19 protein-coding genes are annotated in these 20,383 nt (G+C 37.5%); 11 read left to right on the top strand and 8 right to left on the bottom strand.

Annotated elements, in window-relative coordinates; translation table 11 throughout:
* Nucleotides 1–75 precede the first annotated feature (75 nt).
* Both RT723_RS00295 and amt read right to left on the bottom strand, forming a co-directional pair.
* Nucleotides 76–1,743: a SulP family inorganic anion transporter gene (locus RT723_RS00295; RefSeq protein WP_315945438.1), complete on the bottom strand. Its 1,668-nt coding sequence runs from the start codon at nucleotides 1,741–1,743 to the stop codon at nucleotides 76–78.
* A gap of 303 nt (nucleotides 1,744–2,046) precedes the next feature.
* Nucleotides 2,047–5,484: an ammonium transporter gene (gene amt / locus RT723_RS00300; protein WP_315945439.1), complete on the bottom strand. Its 3,438-nt coding sequence runs from the start codon at nucleotides 5,482–5,484 to the stop codon at nucleotides 2,047–2,049.
* A gap of 375 nt (nucleotides 5,485–5,859) precedes the next feature.
* Here amt and RT723_RS00305 point away from each other — a divergent pair, with 375 nt between their 5' ends.
* Nucleotides 5,860–6,192 (top strand): DUF3718 domain-containing protein, encoded by a 333-nt coding sequence (locus RT723_RS00305; RefSeq protein WP_315945440.1) that lies wholly within the window; start codon nucleotides 5,860–5,862, stop codon nucleotides 6,190–6,192.
* A gap of 300 nt (nucleotides 6,193–6,492) precedes the next feature.
* On the top strand, nucleotides 6,493–7,194 hold the full coding sequence (locus RT723_RS00310; RefSeq protein WP_315945441.1) for a hypothetical protein: 702 nt from the start codon (nucleotides 6,493–6,495) through the stop codon (nucleotides 7,192–7,194).
* Nucleotides 7,195–7,507: 313 nt separating this feature from the next.
* Here the strand turns inward: RT723_RS00310 and RT723_RS00315 are convergent, their stop codons facing one another.
* The 4 genes from RT723_RS00315 to RT723_RS00330 all read right to left on the bottom strand — a co-directional run bounded on the left by RT723_RS00315 (nucleotide 7,508) and on the right by RT723_RS00330 (nucleotide 11,481).
* Complete coding sequence (locus RT723_RS00315) at nucleotides 7,508–8,191, bottom strand: gamma-glutamyl-gamma-aminobutyrate hydrolase family protein (RefSeq protein ID WP_315945442.1); 684 nt, start codon at nucleotides 8,189–8,191, stop codon at nucleotides 7,508–7,510.
* On the bottom strand, nucleotides 8,164–9,144 hold the full coding sequence (locus tag RT723_RS00320; protein WP_315945443.1) for an amidoligase family protein: 981 nt from the start codon (nucleotides 9,142–9,144) through the stop codon (nucleotides 8,164–8,166). The genes RT723_RS00315 and RT723_RS00320 overlap by 28 nt, the downstream gene beginning before the upstream one ends.
* 208 nt (nucleotides 9,145–9,352) lie before the next feature.
* Nucleotides 9,353–10,207: a hypothetical protein gene (locus RT723_RS00325; RefSeq protein ID WP_315945444.1), complete on the bottom strand. Its 855-nt coding sequence runs from the start codon at nucleotides 10,205–10,207 to the stop codon at nucleotides 9,353–9,355.
* Nucleotides 10,208–10,419: 212 nt separating this feature from the next.
* Nucleotides 10,420–11,481 carry an endonuclease/exonuclease/phosphatase family protein gene (locus RT723_RS00330; protein WP_315945445.1) on the bottom strand — a complete coding sequence of 354 codons (1,062 nt, stop codon included), beginning with the start codon at nucleotides 11,479–11,481 and terminating at the stop codon, nucleotides 10,420–10,422.
* A gap of 244 nt (nucleotides 11,482–11,725) precedes the next feature.
* Here RT723_RS00330 and zapE point away from each other — a divergent pair, with 244 nt between their 5' ends.
* From zapE to RT723_RS00360, 6 genes are all read left to right on the top strand, one after another.
* On the top strand, nucleotides 11,726–12,952 hold the full coding sequence (gene zapE, locus RT723_RS00335; protein ID WP_315945446.1) for a cell division protein ZapE: 1,227 nt from the start codon (nucleotides 11,726–11,728) through the stop codon (nucleotides 12,950–12,952).
* A 234-nt stretch (nucleotides 12,953–13,186) separates the two neighbouring features.
* Entirely contained in the window at nucleotides 13,187–13,840 is a 654-nt protein-coding gene (locus tag RT723_RS00340; protein WP_315945447.1) for a Qnr family pentapeptide repeat protein, read from the top strand.
* A gap of 118 nt (nucleotides 13,841–13,958) precedes the next feature.
* Entirely contained in the window at nucleotides 13,959–14,780 is an 822-nt protein-coding gene (locus RT723_RS00345) for a M90 family metallopeptidase (RefSeq protein WP_315945825.1), read from the top strand.
* Between the two features lie 124 nt (nucleotides 14,781–14,904).
* Complete coding sequence (locus RT723_RS00350; RefSeq protein WP_315945448.1) at nucleotides 14,905–15,240, top strand: hypothetical protein; 336 nt, start codon at nucleotides 14,905–14,907, stop codon at nucleotides 15,238–15,240.
* Entirely contained in the window at nucleotides 15,213–15,665 is a 453-nt protein-coding gene (locus tag RT723_RS00355; RefSeq protein WP_315945449.1) for a hypothetical protein, read from the top strand. Before RT723_RS00350 ends, RT723_RS00355 begins: the two co-directional genes overlap by 28 nt.
* A 14-nt stretch (nucleotides 15,666–15,679) precedes the next feature.
* Entirely contained in the window at nucleotides 15,680–16,051 is a 372-nt protein-coding gene (locus RT723_RS00360; RefSeq protein ID WP_315945450.1) for a VOC family protein, read from the top strand.
* Nucleotides 16,052–16,108: 57 nt separating this feature from the next.
* Here the strand turns inward: RT723_RS00360 and RT723_RS00365 are convergent, their stop codons facing one another.
* Both RT723_RS00365 and RT723_RS00370 read right to left on the bottom strand, forming a co-directional pair.
* Entirely contained in the window at nucleotides 16,109–16,594 is a 486-nt protein-coding gene (locus RT723_RS00365; RefSeq protein ID WP_315945451.1) for a hypothetical protein, read from the bottom strand.
* 88 nt (nucleotides 16,595–16,682) lie between these two features.
* A complete protein-coding gene (locus RT723_RS00370) occupies nucleotides 16,683–17,390 on the bottom strand; it encodes a haloacid dehalogenase type II (RefSeq protein WP_315945452.1) in 708 nt (235 codons plus the stop codon).
* Nucleotides 17,391–17,541: 151 nt separating this feature from the next.
* Here RT723_RS00370 and RT723_RS00375 point away from each other — a divergent pair, with 151 nt between their 5' ends.
* The 3 genes from RT723_RS00375 (at nucleotide 17,542) to RT723_RS00385 (ending at nucleotide 20,341) form a co-directional block, all read left to right on the top strand.
* Nucleotides 17,542–18,096 carry a carboxymuconolactone decarboxylase family protein gene (locus RT723_RS00375; RefSeq protein WP_315945453.1) on the top strand — a complete coding sequence of 185 codons (555 nt, stop codon included), beginning with the start codon at nucleotides 17,542–17,544 and terminating at the stop codon, nucleotides 18,094–18,096.
* A 170-nt stretch (nucleotides 18,097–18,266) separates the two neighbouring features.
* On the top strand, nucleotides 18,267–18,671 hold the full coding sequence (locus tag RT723_RS00380) for a hypothetical protein (RefSeq protein ID WP_315945454.1): 405 nt from the start codon (nucleotides 18,267–18,269) through the stop codon (nucleotides 18,669–18,671).
* A gap of 158 nt (nucleotides 18,672–18,829) precedes the next feature.
* Nucleotides 18,830–20,341 (top strand): TolC family protein, encoded by a 1,512-nt coding sequence (locus RT723_RS00385; protein ID WP_315945455.1) that lies wholly within the window; start codon nucleotides 18,830–18,832, stop codon nucleotides 20,339–20,341.
* The last annotated feature ends 42 nt before the right edge of the window (nucleotides 20,342–20,383 follow it).

Below are 20,383 nucleotides of genomic sequence, written 5' to 3' on the forward strand. Positions count from 1 at the left end.
ACTTTGATAACTTAATCCGCTAGTGCAAAAAACTAGCGGATTAAATTCAATGTCAGATATATCTGGCTGTTTAGTTTAATTATTGCGTTCTACGTGTTCGAGCGCGGCTTGTAATGCTTCACTTCTGTTTTTAAATTCATTGCGGCTTAATTGACTGTTTGCAGAAATTAACTGCGAGATATTAAATTTCTCTAATTGTTGGCGAGTTTGTACATGTTCGCACAACAAAATGACTTCACAATTTGTGTCCAATGCATCTTTAACTGCATTCTCTAATGCTAAGCCAACCGTGACATCTATCATGGGCACGTCGGTTAAATCTAAAATCATAACTTGATAGTCCGATATGCTTGAATGTTGGCGTGTAATTGCTTTGGATACACTGAATATCATTGGCCCAGACAGATAAAAGAAAAGTACGTTGCCATTGGCTTTATCTAACAATTGGCGTTCATCATTGGTTAAAGGCACGTCATTTTCATCTGCGTCACTGATGGCTTTGATTTTACGTGCTTGTTCTTTACTTAATTTCTCAATAATGATGATGTTTGAAATAAACACCCCCAAACCAACAGCTGCAATTAAGTCAACAAATACGGTTAAGAACATAACGCCATACATGATGGCCATACCATGAATACTGACTTTATGAGCCCGTTGTATAAAACTCCAATCTAGAATGTTAAAACCAACGTATACCGCAATACCTGCTAATACCGACATAGGAATAGGTTCGGTTAATCCACCGGCCACAATCACGACTAACGCCAGTACACCAGCACGGACTATGCCGGATAACGGTGATCTTGCACCCACTTGGATGTTGGTGACTGTGCCCATAGTGGCACCTGCACCTGGAAGCGCGCCAAACAAACCTGAGATCATATTGGCTAAACCTTGTCCTCTTAACTCTTTGTCAGAGTCGTGTTCTTTACGAGTCAGTGAGTCGCCAATAACGGCGGTTAACAAGGTATCAATACAACCTAATGTTCCTAGTACTAGAGCATCAATCACCATAATGGTAAACATGTCGGCGTTAAAATGAGGGATGATCAGTGACGGTAAACCTGCTGGGATTTCGCCAATTCGTCTAATGCTATCGGTATCAAATAATATGATTGAGATAAGCGTAACCACAACTAACGCGACTAATTGTGCTGGTACGTATTTTCTATAATGTTTTGGAAAATAAAATAAAATCCCTAAGGTTAGTGCACCTAAAAACAGTTCACTAAATTTAAAATTGTATAGCGTGTTTGGCAATGCCGATAGAGTGCCTAGTACGCCGCCAGAAGGTGCTGAGTGACCTAAAAGGGGTGACAGTTGCAAGATGATTAATATGACGCCAATCCCCGACATAAAGCCGGATATAACGCTGTAAGGCATTAAGGTTACGTATTTACCTAACTTAAGTGTACCGAGTATTATTTGAAAAGCACCGGCCATCATGACTACGGTGAATGACATGGCAACGCCAGTCTCAGGATATTTAGCCATCATACTGGTTAATATTGCCGTCATAATCACGGTCATAGGGCCAGTTGGTTCTGAAATTAGGGTTGAAGAACCGCCAAAAAGAGCGGCAAAAAGGCCAACCATAATCGCGCCCCAAAGTCCCGCTTCTGCGCCAGCTCCGGATGCGACACCAAAGGCTAACGCAAGTGGTAAAGAGATTATTGCAGTAGTAACACCACCAAAAATATCGCCTTTTAGGTCGATACTGTCAAAACGATTTCCAAGCATATTTACAACTACCTACATCAGAATGAAAAGACTGGATTATTTTAACAGAAGTTAAAAACCGTGAGTATATGGAAGCCTGCTGTTTAGTAAATAAGTTATTTATTGGTAAGAGGTGTTGATGTGTAAACTCGTTAAAAAAATACACTTAACGGGAAATGATATTATTAACCAGTTTGCTGTTTAGACAAAAACAAACATCTTACTTAAGTCGCTAAATATTTGAGTTAATTAATAGAGTTAATTAATAGAGTTAATTAATAGAGTTAATTAATAGAGTTAATTAAAAGCGCCATAGTAATGAAATTATTTCCTTAATCGATCATGCCTTATTAAGTCCGTTAGGTTATTGAGCGGTTCTGGTTTATGAAAGTGGAAACCTTGTAAATAGTCCACACCTATATCAATTAAGTAATCTGCTATGGCCTTTGAACCAACAAATTCAGCTACGGTTTGAATGCCTAATGTTTTACCTATGTCTGCCATTGATTTGACCATTGCTTGGTCAAGTGGGTCTTTATCTACGCTTCTTATAAAACTACCATCAATTTTAAGATAATTAACCGGTAGGTTTTTAAGATAGTTAAATGAAGATAAGCCAGCACCAAAGTCATCAAGGGCAAACTTAAAACCTTCTGCTCGTAATCGTTCGATAAACGCAGACGCTTTTGAAATGCTGCCTATTGCGGCCGTTTCAGTAATTTCAAAACAAATATCTGCCGGATTAATGTTAAATTCTTTTTGATAAATTTCGATCTCTTCGATGATCTCGGTTTTATCTATGGATTTACCGGATAAGTTGATAGCACATTTTACTTGATGATCAGCCAGTATTTTTCTTTGTTTATTTAACCATGCAAACGTGTGGCAAATGACCCAGGCGTCAATTTTGTGAATTAATCCATAACGTTCAGCCGCCGGTAAAAATGCATTAGGGGGTATGATTAATCCATCGTCTTCTTTCATGCGGATTAAAATTTCAAAGTGTAATGGCGGCTTTTGTCCTGCAATAGGTGCGGTAGAAGGGGTAATAAGTTGGAAGAACAGTTCAAACCCATTTTCTTGTGTAATAGCACCTTGCAAGCGTCCGGCCCAATGGGCGTCTCCACTTATCTGTTCAATTTCTGCATCTGTTTTTTTGAATACGGATACTTGGTTCTTACCTCGTTTTTTAGAGGTGTAACAGGCAGAGTCAGCTTGAATTAAAACGTCTTGCACGTTGGTTGTTTGTTCATTGATCTCGACAACGCCAACACTAGTGGTGACTCTAAATTCTTTTTTGTCTTGAATGTACTTGTACTCAGCTATTTTCTCTCTGATCTTTTCTGCTATTAACAAGCTTCGGTCAATAGGGCAGTCGTGTAATATGATGGCAAATTCGTCGCCGCCCAATCGGGCTAGGGTGTCTTGATGACGAATGGTTTCTTTCATTATATTACTGACGTCTTTTAATAAAGTGTCTCCTGCGGCATGGCCACAAATATCATTTACAAATTTAAACTCGTCTAAGTCGATAAAGATTAAGCTGTGTTCAATGTTGGAATGCGTTTGAACGTCATTCACTATTTGCTGCAATCGGATATCAAACTCACGACGATTAAACAGGTCGGTTAAAGGATCATGGGTTGCTTGATGGTTTAACTTTGACTGTATTTGTTGGGATTGAGTTATGTCTTGGAACACGATAACAATCCCCGAGAGTTTGTTGTCTTTATCAAAAATGGGGGAGGCGGTATAACGTATGGCGTATACATCGTCGCTGCGACTAAACAATAGTTGGCTTTTTTGGGTGATAATGGTTTTTTTATCTTGATTTATCAGCTTAATTAATTGGTCATTAGGGTGATCTGTGATTTTATCAACAGCACAAAATACTCTATGTAAAGGTTTGCCAAGTGCATCTTTATCTAACCAACCAGTAAGTTTGGCGGCGGTTCGGTTAATGTATTGAACGTTTCCGTTAGGTGAGGTTGAAATAACCCCATCGCCGATGGAGTCTAAGGTTTTCTTAGCCTTTTCTTTTTCTTGAAATAAGTCGTTCTCGGCTATTTTTTGTAACGTAATGTCGTGCACAAAACAGATAGTTTCACCTTGATTATGGCTACTCTCCGACGCAGTCATATTGAGAAATATAGGTTCTTTTGATGTTGTTAATTCCCCTTCGACTGAAACGGTTTCAATGGTGTCAAAAATAGCAACCCAAGGTAAGTGTGTAATATTAACTAGTTGTGGCAACGCTAATGCTTTTTGTCGATGAATTAATTGATTGAGTGGTAAAGGGAAATGATGGTTGTCGGTAATGCCAAAAATCGCTTTTGCTGCAGGGTTTGCATTAATGACATTTGCGTCTTTGTCTAACGTTAATATGCCAGCTTGAACGTCTTTAATAATGGTTTTTGTTTTTTGCACAGCATCTTCAGCACGTTCCATTAATTGATTATATTTTTGTGCGATTTGTCCTACTTCAGTGAAAGGTTCAACGGGTAAACGTTTGGATAAGTCTTTATCTACATTGGCATCATTTACAGTTAACAAAAAGTCGATTAAGTCGGTGCGCGCCCCATGTTCTGACACATTTAACCCTATCTCTTCTTGCTCGGGAGTGACTCGTAATCGGAAGAAGTAACGAGCGGTTTTTAATAAACACCAAGTCAGTGTAAACGTCCAAACTGCACAGGCTATAATCCCAATTAATTGTGCTTGTAACTGTTCCCAACGGCTCAGTCCAGTACCTAACAGGGATAGATCAGCAAATATGGCTACTGCTAACGTACCCCATATTCCAGCAAATAAATGAGCCGGGATCGCGTCAATGGCATCATCAATTTTATAACGTGCTAATAACGCCGAACCATAATAAACAATTACACCACCCACAGCGCCAATAACTATGGCGGCAGGTTGTCCAACGGCATGACAGCCAGCTGTAATAGATACCAATCCTGCGATTATACCGTTAAGAGGCGCAACGCTGGTTTGCACATACTGATTTTTAGCAAAGATGCTGAGTAAATAACTGCTAATGCCTCCAGCCATTGCGGCCATAATAGTGTTGACTATGATCGTCGGCACTAAGTTGTTGAATTCTAAAGTACTGCCGGCATTAAATCCTATCCAGCCTATGATAAACAAGATAATAGCTAAGGTAGCTAAAGTAAGGTTACTGGCGGATATATGTTGGCGTCCTTTTTCAAACACTCCGGTTCTTGGACCAATAATTAATATGGCAGCCAGTGATGCCCAACCACCTAAACTATGCACCACAGTGGAACCTGCAAAATCAACAAAACCAATACGGCCTAAATAACCTTGCTCACCACCTAAAGCTCCGCCCCAGGTTAAATGGGTAAAGATAGGATATATAAGGGCTGCGACAATCACTGCGATAAATATATAGGCCGAGAATCGAGTTCTTTCTGCAATAGCACCAGAGACGATAGTGATCGCTGTGGCGCAAAACATAGCTTGGAATAAGAAAAAGCTGCCCAATTCTGGTGAGTTTTCATCTATGGTAACAAAGAAATAATTAGTGCCTAATGTACCGCTCCATGAGTCACCAAAAGAAAGCCCAAACCCTACAGCCCACCAAACCATGAAGGTGACGACTAAATCGGCTAAGTTTTTCATGGCAACATTGATTGAATTTTTAGTTCTGGTCAGCCCCGATTCAAAACAAAGAAAGCCCGCTTGCATGATAAGCACCAAAATGGTGCCAAACATTAGCCATAATGTATCAATTGTCACTGTAACTCCTTTTGCTAAATAGACGTTAAAAACTATCTAACTAAAATACAATTTATTGATTTATATATATTTATTTTCATTCTATCAATGCTAAATATAATTAAAAAGGTGAGGGTTAAACATCTAAAGAGCAATAAACTTGCCATCAAGTAATATGTGAATTTTTATGTTAATTAAAGGACTAAAAAGGTGAGTGTAATTGGGTAAATTAATCAATGCCAATAAGTGGTCAAAATAACCAACTTGTGGTTTTTGTAATTGAGCGAAAAGCAGTTTGAATTTGCTAGTTGATGTTAAGTTATTGTAATTGTTATATAAAATATATTGGCATCGCGGTTGCAATTCCATATGTAACTTAACAAGAGGATGACAATTATGAACACTTTCACAAAAACTATTACAACTATCGCTTTAACTTTATCAACAATCGGCATGGCAAACGCAGCTAATCGAGTTGTTGCCGCAGACGACTCAGTAACCAGTAAATTATGTGTTGTTGCCGCTCAAGGTAGTCGTGTTGAATTACACAATGCTATTAAAGAGTCGGGATTAAGCAAAAAATATATTGCTCAAAATGTAAATTGTAATGACCAAAGTATTTTAGAATTTGTACAAACACATTCTGACTCACCAGAAAAAATCCACAATGTATTAACCAATGGTCGTTACAATACTAATGTTAACATTACTGATTTAGCATCAAACTAAGACTAATTCGTAATACAAATTAGACATTAAATTAAAGCAGCTTAGGCTGCTTTTTTTTGTGCTTATGTTTGTCGTTTTAAGTGAGCTTGTAACCGTTAAGTCTGATGCAGGGTGCTGATTTTTGAATAAACAGAGATGACGAAAGCTTCTATTTAACTTTTATCAGACACGGCTATTTTATTTTTATAGTTCAAATATATAAATCCATACCACTGTAAAAATTAATGATGTTTGCTAGTATCAAGCTATAGGAACCGTTATTTGGTGTGTTCTTAATCTCGTTTAATTGGAGCAGTTTGAATGAATTTAACCTTAGTGCCAAATCATATTAAGTTTTTATTAGCTTTGGTTGCACTAGGTGTATGGGGTGAACCTTGTTACAGCCAGGATAAAAATGAACCTTATATTATTAGTTATGTTGAACATGACGGTATCATTAACTATTACGTTCCCTTATTAAAAAAAGCCTACAAAAAATTAGGCATCACGCCTGAGTTTTCCCAAATCAACGATCAAAGAGCGTTAAGGTTACTCAATGATGGTGTGATTGATGCCGATACTGCTAAATCTCTCGAAAGTATTGATAGTTATGACGCTATTACATATTTACCTACCCCAATTAGCCGCATTGAAGTATTCCTGATTTGTCAGAATAACGAGGTTTGTGATCTTTCACTGCTCGCTAACCCAGAAAAAAGTATGGCCCTTATTGGTGCTAATGAGTTTTATTCGGAGTTATTAACCGATAGCGAAATTAAACAAGTTGAACTGGTTAGCTTTGATACTCTGTTCAAAATATTTGATCAAGTAAAAGTAGATGCGGCGATTATCGTATTAGATGCCTATACAAAGTCGAAACTCCTAAAATACCCCAATCACTTTTTGATCCAAGAAAAGTTAGGCTTCCACCTAATAAACCAAAAACATAAAGCATTGATCTTACCCTTAGAGAAAGCGATTGCCGAAGTGTTGGCCGAGGGGAATTTTGCTATAAAGCAGTAAAACTTAATTATTATAGTGCTTGTTTGAGTATCGAGTTCAATAGTCTATTGTAGATTATTTTATAACAAGCTCTGGTCTAAACTAGGCACGCAAAGTAACGCCAGACGCGCCGTATTTAATAGAATTAGTATTACGCCCAGCAGAGCGCGAGGATGATTTGGATAAATTTGCTTATGGTTATCAATGGTGGGAGCTATTGAATGTGACCCATATTTCTTAGTTATTGTTATATATGGGCAGTGTATTTACATCAACTGAAAAGCCAATGTAGTGCCCGTGGAGCAATGTTTAGATAGCAATTTTTAGTTCATTACTAATTAAACGTTTGTTTAATCAGCCAGCGGAAAAAACCAAATTGACTGGGGAGGTAAAACAAGTATTCGGGATGCCATTGTACACCAATAATATTGCGGTTAATGTCTTGCTCACCATTGTTTGTCTCAACTGCTTGTACAATTTGATCACGGTCTTTACCTACCACACGTAAACAGGTTGCGACATTATTAATTGCTTGGTGATGCAAACTGTTCACCCATATTTTCTGTTTGCCGCAAATGTTATAAACCACCGAATCTGTGTTGAGATAAACTTGTTTAGTGGGTAACAGGCCCGGGCGGTTATACGTGAGGTGACGAATAGTTCTTAAGTCATCGTGTAAATCGCCATCAAGTACTACGTTAATTAATTGTGCACCGCGACAGATGCCTAACAGTGGTTTATGTTCGGCAATGGCTTTTTGAATCCATTGTATTTCTAATTTGTCCCGAGCTGGATCGGATTTTACCTTGGCTTTTATATCACCGCCGTAATGTTCTGGGCTAATGTCACTGCCACCACTTATAATAAGAGCGTCGAATTGCTCATTAATGGGTTGGTGCCTTGTGGTAATTCGCATAGGCACACCACCAGATAAGCGAATGGCCAATGAAATACACCACCAACTTGGTGTCCACCGCCTAGCGTTACCTGTTACGCCAATTCTTGGTCTTTTAGCCATGCGTCAATATACTCAGTCCACGCTTTGCGGCGACCGCCAAACCAGCTGGATTTTTGTGAAACAAATGCCTCGCAAAGTTGGTTTAACCCGTGTTCATTGTTGGCTAATGTTTCAACTACAAGCCAAAGTTCCCAAACTTGCTGCAAAGACCAGTTGGGATCATCAATTAAACAGTTAGGTAAACGATAGTGAAAAGCGGGGCGGGCTTTTATTTTTGGATCGTCAACCACCGAAAAAACCCGTTCTTGGTTAATCTCGGCTAGCATAGGTAGCATGTCTAACGCGCGGTTTCGAGTTGGGTTATGAGCTAAATAATCGTCAAACAAGGTATCCATATCGACAGTCGTTTTAGACATTATTTCCAACAAGTATTCTTCTGAAAAAAGGTCAATGTAGGGACTCAGTTTTCGACTGAAATTAACTTCGTTAGACTCGACCAACCACCATTGTAATAAGCCAAACGCACGTAGGTAATTGTGAATTAGGGTGGGTTCCAGTACAGTTATTTCAGTGTTGATGTGCACGCCATAAGCGGCAATAGGTGACTCTTCTGTTCCTTGTGCGCCTGCTTCACGCAACTGTTCAATTAAAGTTGATAGCTTGTCTAGCGAAGCAACCTCTATAGGCGGACACACGATTTCCATCGGAACTAACCATTCAGAAGCCTGTGCTAATTGCGATAACCATTCAGGTGTTTGGTCATTATTATTGTCTTCGGACGCTTTACGTTTAAGGAAGTTCCAGTCTAGTTCTATATTAAATTCACCTAACTCGGGTACGTTAAGTATTTGCTCGGCGACGGAACCTTGACCAAACTCTCCGCCCAAACATTGTTTCATAACAGATTGAGTTTTGTTAAAACTTAGATTTGAGAACTCAACTTCAAAGCCAACTCGTCGTGGTTTACCAGCTTTCGTGTTTTTGGTGGGCAATGATTGAAACGTTTGTGTCATCTTTCCTCCTTGCATTTACCGAACTGCTAACCAATTGAATTTTTGGTTACTAGGTGGTGATAAAACGTTAGATGCAATTGCAAAATAGCAAGGCTACCTTGATATTACAGTTTTGTTTTAATTAAGAAAATACGATTAAACACTCTGTCAGGAATAGATTAAAAATACAAGTTAGATCCGATTAACTGAATAACATTAGAGTGTAGTTTTAGTTACAGCTAAGTTTACGCCAATCGGTTACGGTTGAATTGGTGATACCTAGACGTTGGTAAATATCTTCTATCTTTCCTTGGCTAGCTAATGTGATTAAGCCTTGTTTTAATGCTTTATAAAGTAGCTGTCCTTGTTCTGTTTTGGTATTTACAGCAAAACTCAAGGCGTCGTTAAAAGAGATCTTAATCCCCTCTATTGGGTAGAGGCTAGTACCAAATACCGTGCGTTTCATATCGGGCTCGGCATTGAAGGTCAGTGGCACAAAATCAGCTCTACCTAATTCCAAAATTTTAAACATTTGTTCGTATTGATTCACATGCAATAAATTTAGGCCAGAACAACTAAGTGCAGTCCAATCTAACTGCCAATTTTGGTTTGCAACCGCGATATATTTTGCAGGTTCAAATAGCTTGCCTTTTAACTTATCTCGCAGTAATTGAGTAGTGTACAAGCCTTTGCTAAATTGATTGTTTGACAATAAGTTTGGCGACCCTTGTAGTTTGAATTTTTCTATTTCGTTGTGCCAAACACCATAACTAGAGGCTAGTACATCGTTTTTTTGTATCGCTTGTAAGGCTCGTATTGAAATTGGATAGGGGACAAGTTCAAGTGTTTCTTGGTAACCTGCCAATTTTAGCGCATTACAAAAAATTATATACTCTGCGAGCATTTGATTGTCATCGAATTGGAAAGAATCTATCGAAGGGCAGGCGTTTTTTAGAGTATAAGGGTAAATTGTTGAATAATGATCTTTAAATACAGCAATTTTTATCGTGCTAGCAAAGCTAAATTGAATCACAAAGCCTAACGATATAATTAAGAGTGTTATAAGTCTTTTGGTGTTTTGCATTTAATCAACTTAGGGCGAATAACGTAATATAAATTATACAGCCTTTCATTTATCGTACAATCTCACTTGTTGATATTTAATTCTAGGTTAACGATGGGGAGCGGGTGAACGTAATGTTAAGGTTACAGTTACAGGTATATATTTTACAAACCTAACCCGCAAGTTAAACAGCCAAAGTCTCATCCAATAAAGCAAAGGATTTTAGCCAATCATTATGACCTCAGCGTCATCGTCACCATCACAATGCCATGGTCAGTACTTTCACCATCATGTTCAAATACAGGGTTGATTAGTTGTTTGTCGTAGGTTGTGTAGTTGCTGACTTGATAAAGGCTATTGTGGTGACTCGCATCAAATTCACTAGATAATAATATGTAATCCAATACCGAGCCTTTACCATTAAAATAATGGGTTGGGGCTCGTTGTGGCGCTTTTTGTAATTGTTCATTGATATCATCTGAGTCTGGGCTTTGCTTTATCTCATTCATATAAACGTTATTAAACAAATTCCAAGCGTCGTTTAAACAGTATTTAGCAAGGTAGGTGTTTTGGTCAAAGGCCGAAACAAACCTTAGGTTATCGATGAGTAAGTGGCTTAATACACCGTCATGTAAAGTATTATTAAAATCGCCCATTAAAATCATAGGGTAACCGGTGGCCTGACGTCGTTCTATCATATCAACCATTAACAACGTTGCTTCGTTACCACGTTGTACAGTTGAGCCCCAGCCACCTGCAATTTGTGCTTTTAAGTTTTCGATTATGACTTGTTCTGGTGATAAATTGGAATTACTGTCATCAAACTCTATCATTGAGCGCTTAGATTTAAAGTGCACTACATAACAGTCGCAACAGCCTAAATGAGGAATCTCTATGTTTGCTCTTAATACTTTACGGCTAAAAGAAAATTCAGTATCTACGCCAAGAGCTTGAACTAAATCGACATTAGGCTCTACGGCCACCACGTCTTTAATCGGATAACGTGATGCAATGGCCACAACAGGCCGACGGTAAATGAAGTCATCGATGACTTCTGGCTCATCAACAACGGCAAAATAATCGTAACCTTGTTGTTTAACGAGCTGCTTTAATGACTTAGTGCTGAATACTTCTTGAAAGCCAATAATATCAGGCTGATATTCGGTCAAGTAGTTACTGATCCAGTTTTGTTTTTTCTGCCATTGCTCAGCACTATATATACGCTCAAATTCATAATAAGCATTAGGCGGTTCAAGGTAATTAAACAAGTTGAACGTGGCAATTTTGAGTTGCAAGTTTGATGTTGCTTGATAGGAGGATAAGTGCTTGATGAGTTTATATCTCTTTGGGTAAATATGATTAATGTCTCACCATTAAAAGTATACCTTAAGCCAATATTGTTTAAAAATTAATATCGCTGGGATAATAAACACTTCCGTTAATTTAGTTTTCAGTGCTGACGGACACTAGTGTTCTAAGGTAGGATACCAAGTTCAATAATACAGTCCCTATTCCTCAAGAGTTAATAATATATAACGTATGTTAAATACTTCGCCTTTAGTACAATACCAAAATCTAGTTAGCTCAAAACAGATACGTTTTGACGATTCCCAGCAACAGGCGGTGGAGTTGTTACAGCAACTTTATTTAGATTTACAGCAAACAAACGTTCGTGGTCGAACATTAAAAGGCATTTACTTATGGGGCAAAGTAGGACGCGGCAAAACGTTTTTGATGGACTTATTTGTAACCAGCTTGCCAAACTCTATATGCAGAAGACAACATTTTCATCATTTTATGCAAGATGTACATCAGCAATTAAAAGCCTTTTCAGGTAAACCTGATCCATTAAAATTAATAGCCAAGCAGTTTAGTCAGCAATACAAAGTACTGTGCTTTGACGAGTTTTTTGTTTCTGATATTGGCGATGCCATGTTGTTAGGTAACTTGTTGCAATACTTGTTTGCGCTGGACATAGTGGTGGTGAGTACCAGTAATTGTGCTCCTAATGAGTTATACAAAAATGGCTTGCAACGACAACGGTTTTTACCTGCAATTGCCGCAATAGAACAACATACACAAGTATTACATTTGTCTGGCAAGCAAGACCACAGACACCGTTCGTTAACCTTTGAGCAAAACTACTTTGCACTCCCTAGTTTGGAATTAACTAATGGGAGCAATGAGCAGATATCCTTGCACCAGAAGTTACTTAGCAGATTTAACTTAATGCCATTAGATCAAACTAATCAAAAGTCTAAAAGTAAGATTGATCTTAAAATCAACATATTAGGCCGACCCATCACTTTCATCGCTAAAAATACAGAACATGCTAATTGTGTCATTTGTTTTGAATTTGCCGAGCTATGCCAAGGGCCTCGTAGCCATTTTGATTACGTTGAAATTGCCAAACAATTTAACACTATCTTGTTATTTAATGTTCCGCCTATGAGTGGTCAAGCCTACGAAAGAATAAAAGCCAGAGGCACAGAAGATAATGGTTCTAACATTAATGTATCCGCAGGAGAGACCGGTGAGCGTGAAGTTGTGTTAGCACCAATGGATGATGCCGCTAGACGATTTATCGCATTAGTTGATGAATGTTACGACTGTCATATAAATTTAGTTATCACCGCTTTTGTGCCACAAAACGAGCTTTATAATAGTGGCACATTAATGTTTGAATTTGAACGGACTAAAAGCCGATTAGTGGAAATGGCATCGTTGGAATACTTAGCCAAAAAAACAACGATAAACGTGAGTTGATGCTTATTTGCCCTGTTTATTTAAATTCGTACCTAATCAATTAAAATACTTTTTTTCACCACACATTATTATGTTGATTTACATAGGTTTAAAACTCCATCCTGCCCCCTTAAAATCGACATTTAACGCCTAGTTAGAACTTCAAAAACAACCCTATTTATGGGCTTGATTGTTGATATTTTGCAATGTTAGTCTTGCCTCGAAATTTACTAGTAGGCCACTTTAGGACACTGAATGATCAGTAATCAAACCTTTCAAGAACATGACTTTTCAAAACAAGACTTGCAAGAGTCAACCTTTGAAAATTGTCATTTTTATCATTGTGACTTCAGCCATGCAGATTTAAGAGATGCAAAGTTTATTAATTGTAAATTTATTGAAAGTGGCGACAGTCTCGGTTGCCAATTTAAATACGCGGATATGCGTGATGTTAGTTTTAACTCTTGCAAGTTAGGAATGGCAAACTTTCTGGGCGCTAATGGTTTTGGTGCTGAGTTCAGGGAGTGTGATTTACAAGGAGCTAGCTTTGTAAAAACCAGTTTTGTGAATCAAATATCCCGTCAAAGTTATTTTTGTTCAGTTTATATAACGGGCTGTAATTTGGCTTATAGCGACTTTGAGCGACAATGTATTGAAAAGTGTGACTTATTTGAAAATCGTTGGACGGGGGCTAACTTGCAAAATGCATCGTTTAAAGGTTCGGACTTAAGTAGAGGTGTGTTTTCACCGGACAGTTGGCGACAGTTTAATATGGAGTATTGTGATTTAACTAACTGTGAATTAAATGGTTTGGATATCCGTCGTGTTAACTTAAATGGCGTGAAGATTTGCGACTGGCAGCAAGAACAATTGTTTGAACCGTTAGGGATCATTGTACTGCCAAATTAATAAACTAAGCGTACTTTTGCTAAACCATTATTTAATTTTCTAGAAATAAATAATGGTTAACTTGATATTTCACAACAGCGCACTCATTTCAGTACAAAACATATCACTTAAGTTCATTATGTTACCTTTTCTATCACTCATCGTTATTGCAGTTTTACTTATTGGTTATATTGTCGCTAAACCATCGTGGCGTGAATATCAGCGTGATAAGGTAAGGAAACTACCTTTTAAGAAAGGCTGGCGCGTTATTATTCAACAACGTATGCCTTATTTTAGGCAAATGCCTGCGGATTTACAGTTACAACTTAAACAACATATTCAAGTGTTTTTGGCAGAGAAAAAATTTGTCGGTTGCAATGGCGTTGAAATTACAGATGAAATAAAAATAACCGTAGCAGCGCAAGCCTGTTTGTTATTGCTTAACCGTAAAACGGATTATTACCCCAAATTACATACCATATTGATTTACCCGAGTGCCTTTATTAAAGAGCAACAAAGTATGCACGCTGGTGGCGTATTACATCATCAAAGAGTGACGTTAGCGGGGGAATCGTGGGATTCAGGAACCGTGGTATTGTCTTGGCAAGATACAATTGACGGTGCTGATATTCCAGATGATGGTCATAATGTGGTTATCCATGAATTTGCCCATCAGTTAGATCAAGAAAAGGGCAGTGCTAACGGTGCGCCAATATTAGGCAAAGATCAGAATTATAAAGATTGGTCAGATGTTTTTTCTAGTCAGTATGAATTGTTAAGAAAACAGAAAAAAAGCGGAATACCGTCATTGTTTGATTATTATGGCGCGACAAATCCGGCTGAGTTTTTTGCAGTAACCAGTGAAGTGTTTTTTGAACAAGCACATAAGTTCCATCAACATTATCCAATGTTATACCAACAACTAAAGTTGTATTACAAAGTTGATCCTATTTATTGGTAAGTAAGGCCGTTAGAACTTAGTTTAATCGGCAGAGATAATAGGTTAATGTTAAAAGCAAAAATCGCCTATATATAATAAAGCTATGGTTGATCAATAACTTATGCTGTTTGGAGTAAAACTTTTAATGAAAATGGTCTTTAAATTTATATTGTTGTGTGCAACGTTATTAGTATCTACTTCCAATGTATTAGCCTTTGATGAAAAACAGAATGAACAAATAACTAAAATTATCAATGCTTTTAAAGTTCAAGATAAAGCGCTTATTTCAACGTTAATAACTTTTCCTTTAAGTCGTCAAACTCCTGTTCCTGCCATCAATAATCAACAAGAATTAGTTAATCGATTTGATGAAGTGTTTGATCAAAACTTAATAAATCTAATCGCTAACTCTGACGTTGAAATGACTGGCAAGCTATGGGCTGGCGCGGCATTATGTTTCTTAATGGTAAGTTGTGGTTAGATGGAGGAAAGATCAGAGGTATAAATCATCAGACGGCAAAACAAATACATTTAAAACAAACTTTAGTTGAACAGCAAAAGCTAACTTTACATGAAAGTTTGAGAAACTATAAACAGCCGATATTGCAATGGGAAACGACTAAATTTCGTGTTCGAATTGATGATTTAGGTGAAACAAAGTTTAGATATGCTTCTTGGCGTTTGGATAAGTCAATCAGTGATAAACCCGATCTGGTTTTATTGAATGGTAAACGGGACTTTGCTGGTAGTGGTGGCAATCATTATTATTCTTTCATCAATGGCAAGTATACTTATCGTTGTGACGTGATTGTTTTGGGCACAAGTAAAAGTCCAGCAGGAAGACTTTCTGTTATTAAAGATCAACAAATATTGTTAACGGATGATGTTGTTGAAGTACTGAAATAAATATTGGAGTTCAAATGAAATTAGGTGCATTTTCAGTGAGTTTAGCGGTTAAAGATATTGAACAATCAAAGCTGTTTTATCAAAAACTAGGTTTTGAAATAATTGGTGGTGATCAAACTCAGAACTGGTTAATCATGAGGAGCGGCGAATATACCATTGGTTTATTTCAGGGGATGTTTGACAGTAATATCCTGACGTTTAATCCCGGTTGGGACCAAAGCGGTAAAAAGCTTGAATCATTTACAGACATTAGACAGTTATTAAAGGAATTTGAAGCTCAAGGTGTTGAGATCACACATAAGTCAATAACCGGAGATTCTGGACCTTCAAGTTTTTCTATTAAAGATCCAGACGGTAATGCCATTCTTATTGATCAACATGTGTAACTAATTTAAATATAGCGCCAGAATTGGATTTAATTTACTGGCGTTGTTAGCTAGCCTTTATTCACTTTTGCTTATTTCGTTTTTATTCATCAGCCAAACCCCAGCAATAACAACCCCAAAAAACATGATATGCAGCCATAACTTTGGCCCAATCTCGGTATTTAAAGCAGACAAGGTACTTAAGTCTGGAAACTGTAAGCTGGTGATAAGCTTGACAACAAATTCATTTGCGGGCGTCGCAGTTAACGTTGTTATCCAGCCTAAAGCAAAAACTTGTGTGATGTTGACTAGCCAAGTGCGGTTAATGTTAAAAATAATGGTGGAGAGCAGAGCGTAAAACACAGAAACACTCATATGCACTAACCATGATAATAATAATGCCGTCGAGGCATCGTATTCACCAAGTTTAACGTATGCCGCAGCATGTCTTGAGGTTAAGGTTAACATCCCAAATAAAGGTTGAATGAAAATGAATGCAACACTGGCGAAAAGCCCAACGATTAAGGCGGTTAAAATAACTTTTTGATTGATAACTTTTTTCATTTAATGGGTCTACTGGTTAGATGAATAATTATTACGGGGAAGCTTACGTTCCCCCACTGGTATTGGTTAATTTACTAACGTAAAGTGGTTATTGTTGACTAAGTTTACTTGCTAACTGTTCTAGATTTTGAACAACAATATCCGGCTTCACTCCCCAAGGATCAAACACGTCACAGTCATTACGTTTAACCCAAGCGCTCTGCAGTCCAAATGCTTTAGCACCAATCACATCAAAAGAATTACTGGAGATAAGCCAAGTTACTTCGGATGTGGAATCAGATTGTGTTAATAAATATTGGTAAATGTCTGGATTTGGTTTAAATGTTTTTATTTCGTCAGCACTGACGATTTGTGCAAAGTATTTGTCTAAACCTGCGGAAACTAATAAACCTTTTACAGAGTTATAAGTCCCATTTGAAAATGCGATTAACTTATGGTCTTTCATCAATATTGATAAACCGTGGGCAACGTCGTTATAGGCAGGTAAGGTTTTATAAATATCAAGCAGTTGCTGCTGTTGCTGTGTTGTCAGCGACGTTTTTAAATACGCACAAGTAAAAATTAAAGACTCTTTGGTACATACCGTAAAATCCTCAAAACATTTCATTAACCCGCGACGAAACGAATATTCTAATTGTTTAGCTCGCCATGTATCAGCAAAACGCTGAGCCCTCTCAACCCTTTGGTTTTTATCAAATCCGTCCACTTGATCAACTAACATGGTTTCTAGTAGAGCAGTCACACCGTTGGTGTCTATTAACGTTCCGTATACATCAAAGGCTAATGTTTTTTTCATAATGAGTCCCTGTAATTTTTTACTAAACACCTTCTTTTACATCGGAAAGTATTTTATTTATTTTGCTATTGACAGAATTGTACTAGTCAGTACAATTCCGGTCAAGATAAGTTGTACTAGTTAGTACATTATTAATTTACCGGAGAATAAAATGACTACTTTAACCATTCATACTATTGAATCAGCACCTGAGTTAAGCAAACCAATTTTAGAAAAATCAGTTAAAACTAATGGCATGTTACCTAATTTACATGGTGTATTAGCTGGTGCGCCAGGCATTTTACAAGCATACCAAAACTTACATGAACAGTTTGTTAACTCGTCGTTTGATGCTGAAGAGTTAACGGTAGTATGGCAGACAATCAATGTAGAACACGGTTGTACTTATTGTGTTCCTGCCCATACTGCGATAGCTCATTCAATGAAAGTTGACCCTGAATTAACAGAAGCATTGCGTAATGATGGTTTGTTAACCACGCCAAAATTACAAGCATTACAAGATATGACGTTATCTATTGTTCGTAATCGTGGTCATGTAACTAATGAAGAATTGTCTGCGTTTTATGCTGCTGGTTACGGTGAACAACAAGTATTAGAGATTATTCTTGGTCTGTCACAAAAAGTGATCAGTAATTATACCAACCATATTGCTAATACGCCTGTTGATGCACCATTCCAACCTTTCGCATGGAATAAATCAGCGTAATTAATTTTAGCTAATTTAATTGATATTTTTTAAAATGGCTGGGTTAATAACCCGGTCTTTTTTATATGCCGTATATTAATTTATCTCTAATTATTTGATTAACTTATGAAACTAGGTAACATATTAAGTACTAACTTAATCTGGTTATCAACGTTATTGACAGGTTCTTTGTGATATTAAACTTATCTAAAACATTAATGGTATTGTTTATTTGTTTGGCCTTTATTGGTCAAGTGATGGCGTCTACCGTTATGTCTTATAATATGATGAGTATGCAAGGAATGAGTCACGATCGCCAAATGTCACAATCAGTTCAACATGATATGCCAATGATGGATCATTCATCACATACTATGTCTGATACAGTAAAAGTAAGTGATTCAAATTCAGATAATGGCGATTGTTGCCCTAGTATGTGTAAGTGTTTTACTGGTGGTTGTTCTAATATCGCCACGTTAACGAAAGATATTAATACTGTTGTTTTTACTGAATTTTCATCAAAGATACATTACATTTCAAATCTGGCCTTTAGCCTACAACAAACATCGTTATACCGACCTCCCATTATTAGCTAATACAGAATAAGTGTGTCCAAAATTCGGCTCATTTAAAAGAATATATTCTGTTTTAGGTTCTCTGATCTTTAAATCAAGCAAAGTTAATGCGTCATTAATTTAAAGATTAAAATTAACCTATTCAATCCATTAATCATTGAAGTCCCTTTGGGGTGGTTATGTTTTCGAATAAAAGTAATGTAAACATTGTATTTGTTTCTGCGTTGATCAGTTTGGCGGTTAACGCGACGGATACATCAATCACAAATGTTCATGCCTTAACAATTGAACAAGCAATTAAAACAGCACAAACAATCGATCCTTGGTTAGCTGGCAATATGCATCAACAACAAGCGCTTGAATCAATGGCTCAAGCCTCAGGTTCGTTACCTGATCCTAGTGTATCTATGACTTTGGCTAATTTACCAATGGATGGTTTTGATTTTTCACAGGAAGCCATGACTCAAGTTAAAATTGGCTTAACTCAAGTGTTTCCTCGAGGCGATTCGTTAGCGCTAAAAAGTAAGAGATTTAAGCGTCAAAGTGAAGCCTTTCCTTTTCAACGGTTGGACCGTAAAGCCAAAATTGCGCTGACGGTTGGCAGCCTGTGGTTAGATGGGTATAGAGTACAAAAGAGCATTTCGTTAATAGAACAAAATAGAGCTCTGTTTGAACAATTAGCCGATGTGGCAGAAGCCAGTTACTCATCGGCACTAGGTAAAACGCGTCAACAAGACATCGTTAGAGCGCAATTAGAATTAAGCCGGTTAGACGAACGGCTAGATATACTTCGCCAGCAAAAACACCAATTTGAAGGCTTGTTATCTAAGTGGTTAGTTGATTTTGATGGTCAATATCAATCGTCTAAGTACTTTGAGGAAACTTATGATGTCATTTTAAATGGTATCGATTTTGGCGAACGGTTACCTCAAATTGAATTACAAATTCCATCGAATGAACCTCATAAATTGCCTGACCTGAATAGGCTTACATCAAGCCGTTTGATTAATATATTTAACGCTCATCCTGGGGTTATCGCTATCGATAAAAAAGTCAGTGCCAGCAAAACTGGTATTTTCATAGCGCAGCAACAGTATCATCCACAATGGGGCGTAAATGCGAGTTACGGTTACCGAGATGATGCCCCGTCGGGCATAGAACGTTCTGATTTCTTTTCAATCGGTGTCACGTTTGATTTACCGCTATTTACTGACAATAAACAGGATAAGGAAGTAGATGCTGCAATATCTAAAACTGAAGCGGTCAAAACTGAAAAGTTAATATTACTCAAGCAACACCTTTCAGCCTATACAACAGCCATTGGGCGACTGGGGGGCATTAAACGCCGACAAGCATTGTACAAGTCTAAATTACTGCCACAAATACATGATCATGCAGAAGCCACATTGTCAGCATACACCCATGATGACGGGGATTTTTCTGATGTCGTCCGTTCACGAATTGCTTTATTAAATACGGTTATTGATGAATTAAATTTAAACGTTGAGCAGCAACAATTACACCTTGAATTAAATTACTTATTTATTGGTAACTCTTATTCAATCAGCAGTGACTTCGTTCCAATGGAAGCCTCAGTAATGACCACGTTAAACAAAAATGACGATGGCCGTGTTACAGAATTAAATGTTACTAACCGTGGTCAATTTGGGTCGGTAAAGGGAGATAACTAATGAATCCAGTTGAAGATAAAATAAATAAACATAAAGCGGAGC

This window comes from Psychrosphaera aquimarina (genome assembly GCF_032461525.1).
GTDB classification, from domain to species: Bacteria; Pseudomonadota; Gammaproteobacteria; order Enterobacterales; family Alteromonadaceae; genus Psychrosphaera; species Psychrosphaera aquimarina.

What these genes read in the sequence shown, in the direction of transcription:
- RT723_RS00385 (WP_315945455.1), top strand. Translation starts at nt 18,830, where the DNA reads ATGTTTTCGAATAAAAGTAATGTAAACATTGTATTTGTTTCTGCGTTG.
- RT723_RS00320 (WP_315945443.1), bottom strand. Translation starts at nt 9,144, where the DNA reads ATGACACAAACGTTTCAATCATTGCCCACCAAAAACACGAAAGCTGGT.
- RT723_RS00350 (WP_315945448.1), top strand. Translation starts at nt 14,905, where the DNA reads ATGAAAATGGTCTTTAAATTTATATTGTTGTGTGCAACGTTATTAGTA.
- RT723_RS00345 (WP_315945825.1), top strand. Translation starts at nt 13,959, where the DNA reads ATGTTACCTTTTCTATCACTCATCGTTATTGCAGTTTTACTTATTGGT.
- RT723_RS00295 (WP_315945438.1), bottom strand. Translation starts at nt 1,743, where the DNA reads ATGCTTGGAAATCGTTTTGACAGTATCGACCTAAAAGGCGATATTTTT.
- RT723_RS00340 (WP_315945447.1), top strand. Translation starts at nt 13,187, where the DNA reads ATGATCAGTAATCAAACCTTTCAAGAACATGACTTTTCAAAACAAGAC.
- RT723_RS00325 (WP_315945444.1), bottom strand. Translation starts at nt 10,207, where the DNA reads ATGCAAAACACCAAAAGACTTATAACACTCTTAATTATATCGTTAGGC.
- RT723_RS00355 (WP_315945449.1), top strand. Translation starts at nt 15,213, where the DNA reads ATGTTTCTTAATGGTAAGTTGTGGTTAGATGGAGGAAAGATCAGAGGT.
- RT723_RS00365 (WP_315945451.1), bottom strand. Translation starts at nt 16,594, where the DNA reads ATGAAAAAAGTTATCAATCAAAAAGTTATTTTAACCGCCTTAATCGTT.
- zapE (WP_315945446.1), top strand. Translation starts at nt 11,726, where the DNA reads ATGTTAAATACTTCGCCTTTAGTACAATACCAAAATCTAGTTAGCTCA.
- RT723_RS00370 (WP_315945452.1), bottom strand. Translation starts at nt 17,390, where the DNA reads ATGAAAAAAACATTAGCCTTTGATGTATACGGAACGTTAATAGACACC.
- RT723_RS00310 (WP_315945441.1), top strand. Translation starts at nt 6,493, where the DNA reads ATGAATTTAACCTTAGTGCCAAATCATATTAAGTTTTTATTAGCTTTG.
- RT723_RS00360 (WP_315945450.1), top strand. Translation starts at nt 15,680, where the DNA reads ATGAAATTAGGTGCATTTTCAGTGAGTTTAGCGGTTAAAGATATTGAA.
- RT723_RS00375 (WP_315945453.1), top strand. Translation starts at nt 17,542, where the DNA reads ATGACTACTTTAACCATTCATACTATTGAATCAGCACCTGAGTTAAGC.
- RT723_RS00305 (WP_315945440.1), top strand. Translation starts at nt 5,860, where the DNA reads ATGAACACTTTCACAAAAACTATTACAACTATCGCTTTAACTTTATCA.
- RT723_RS00315 (WP_315945442.1), bottom strand. Translation starts at nt 8,191, where the DNA reads ATGGCTAAAAGACCAAGAATTGGCGTAACAGGTAACGCTAGGCGGTGG.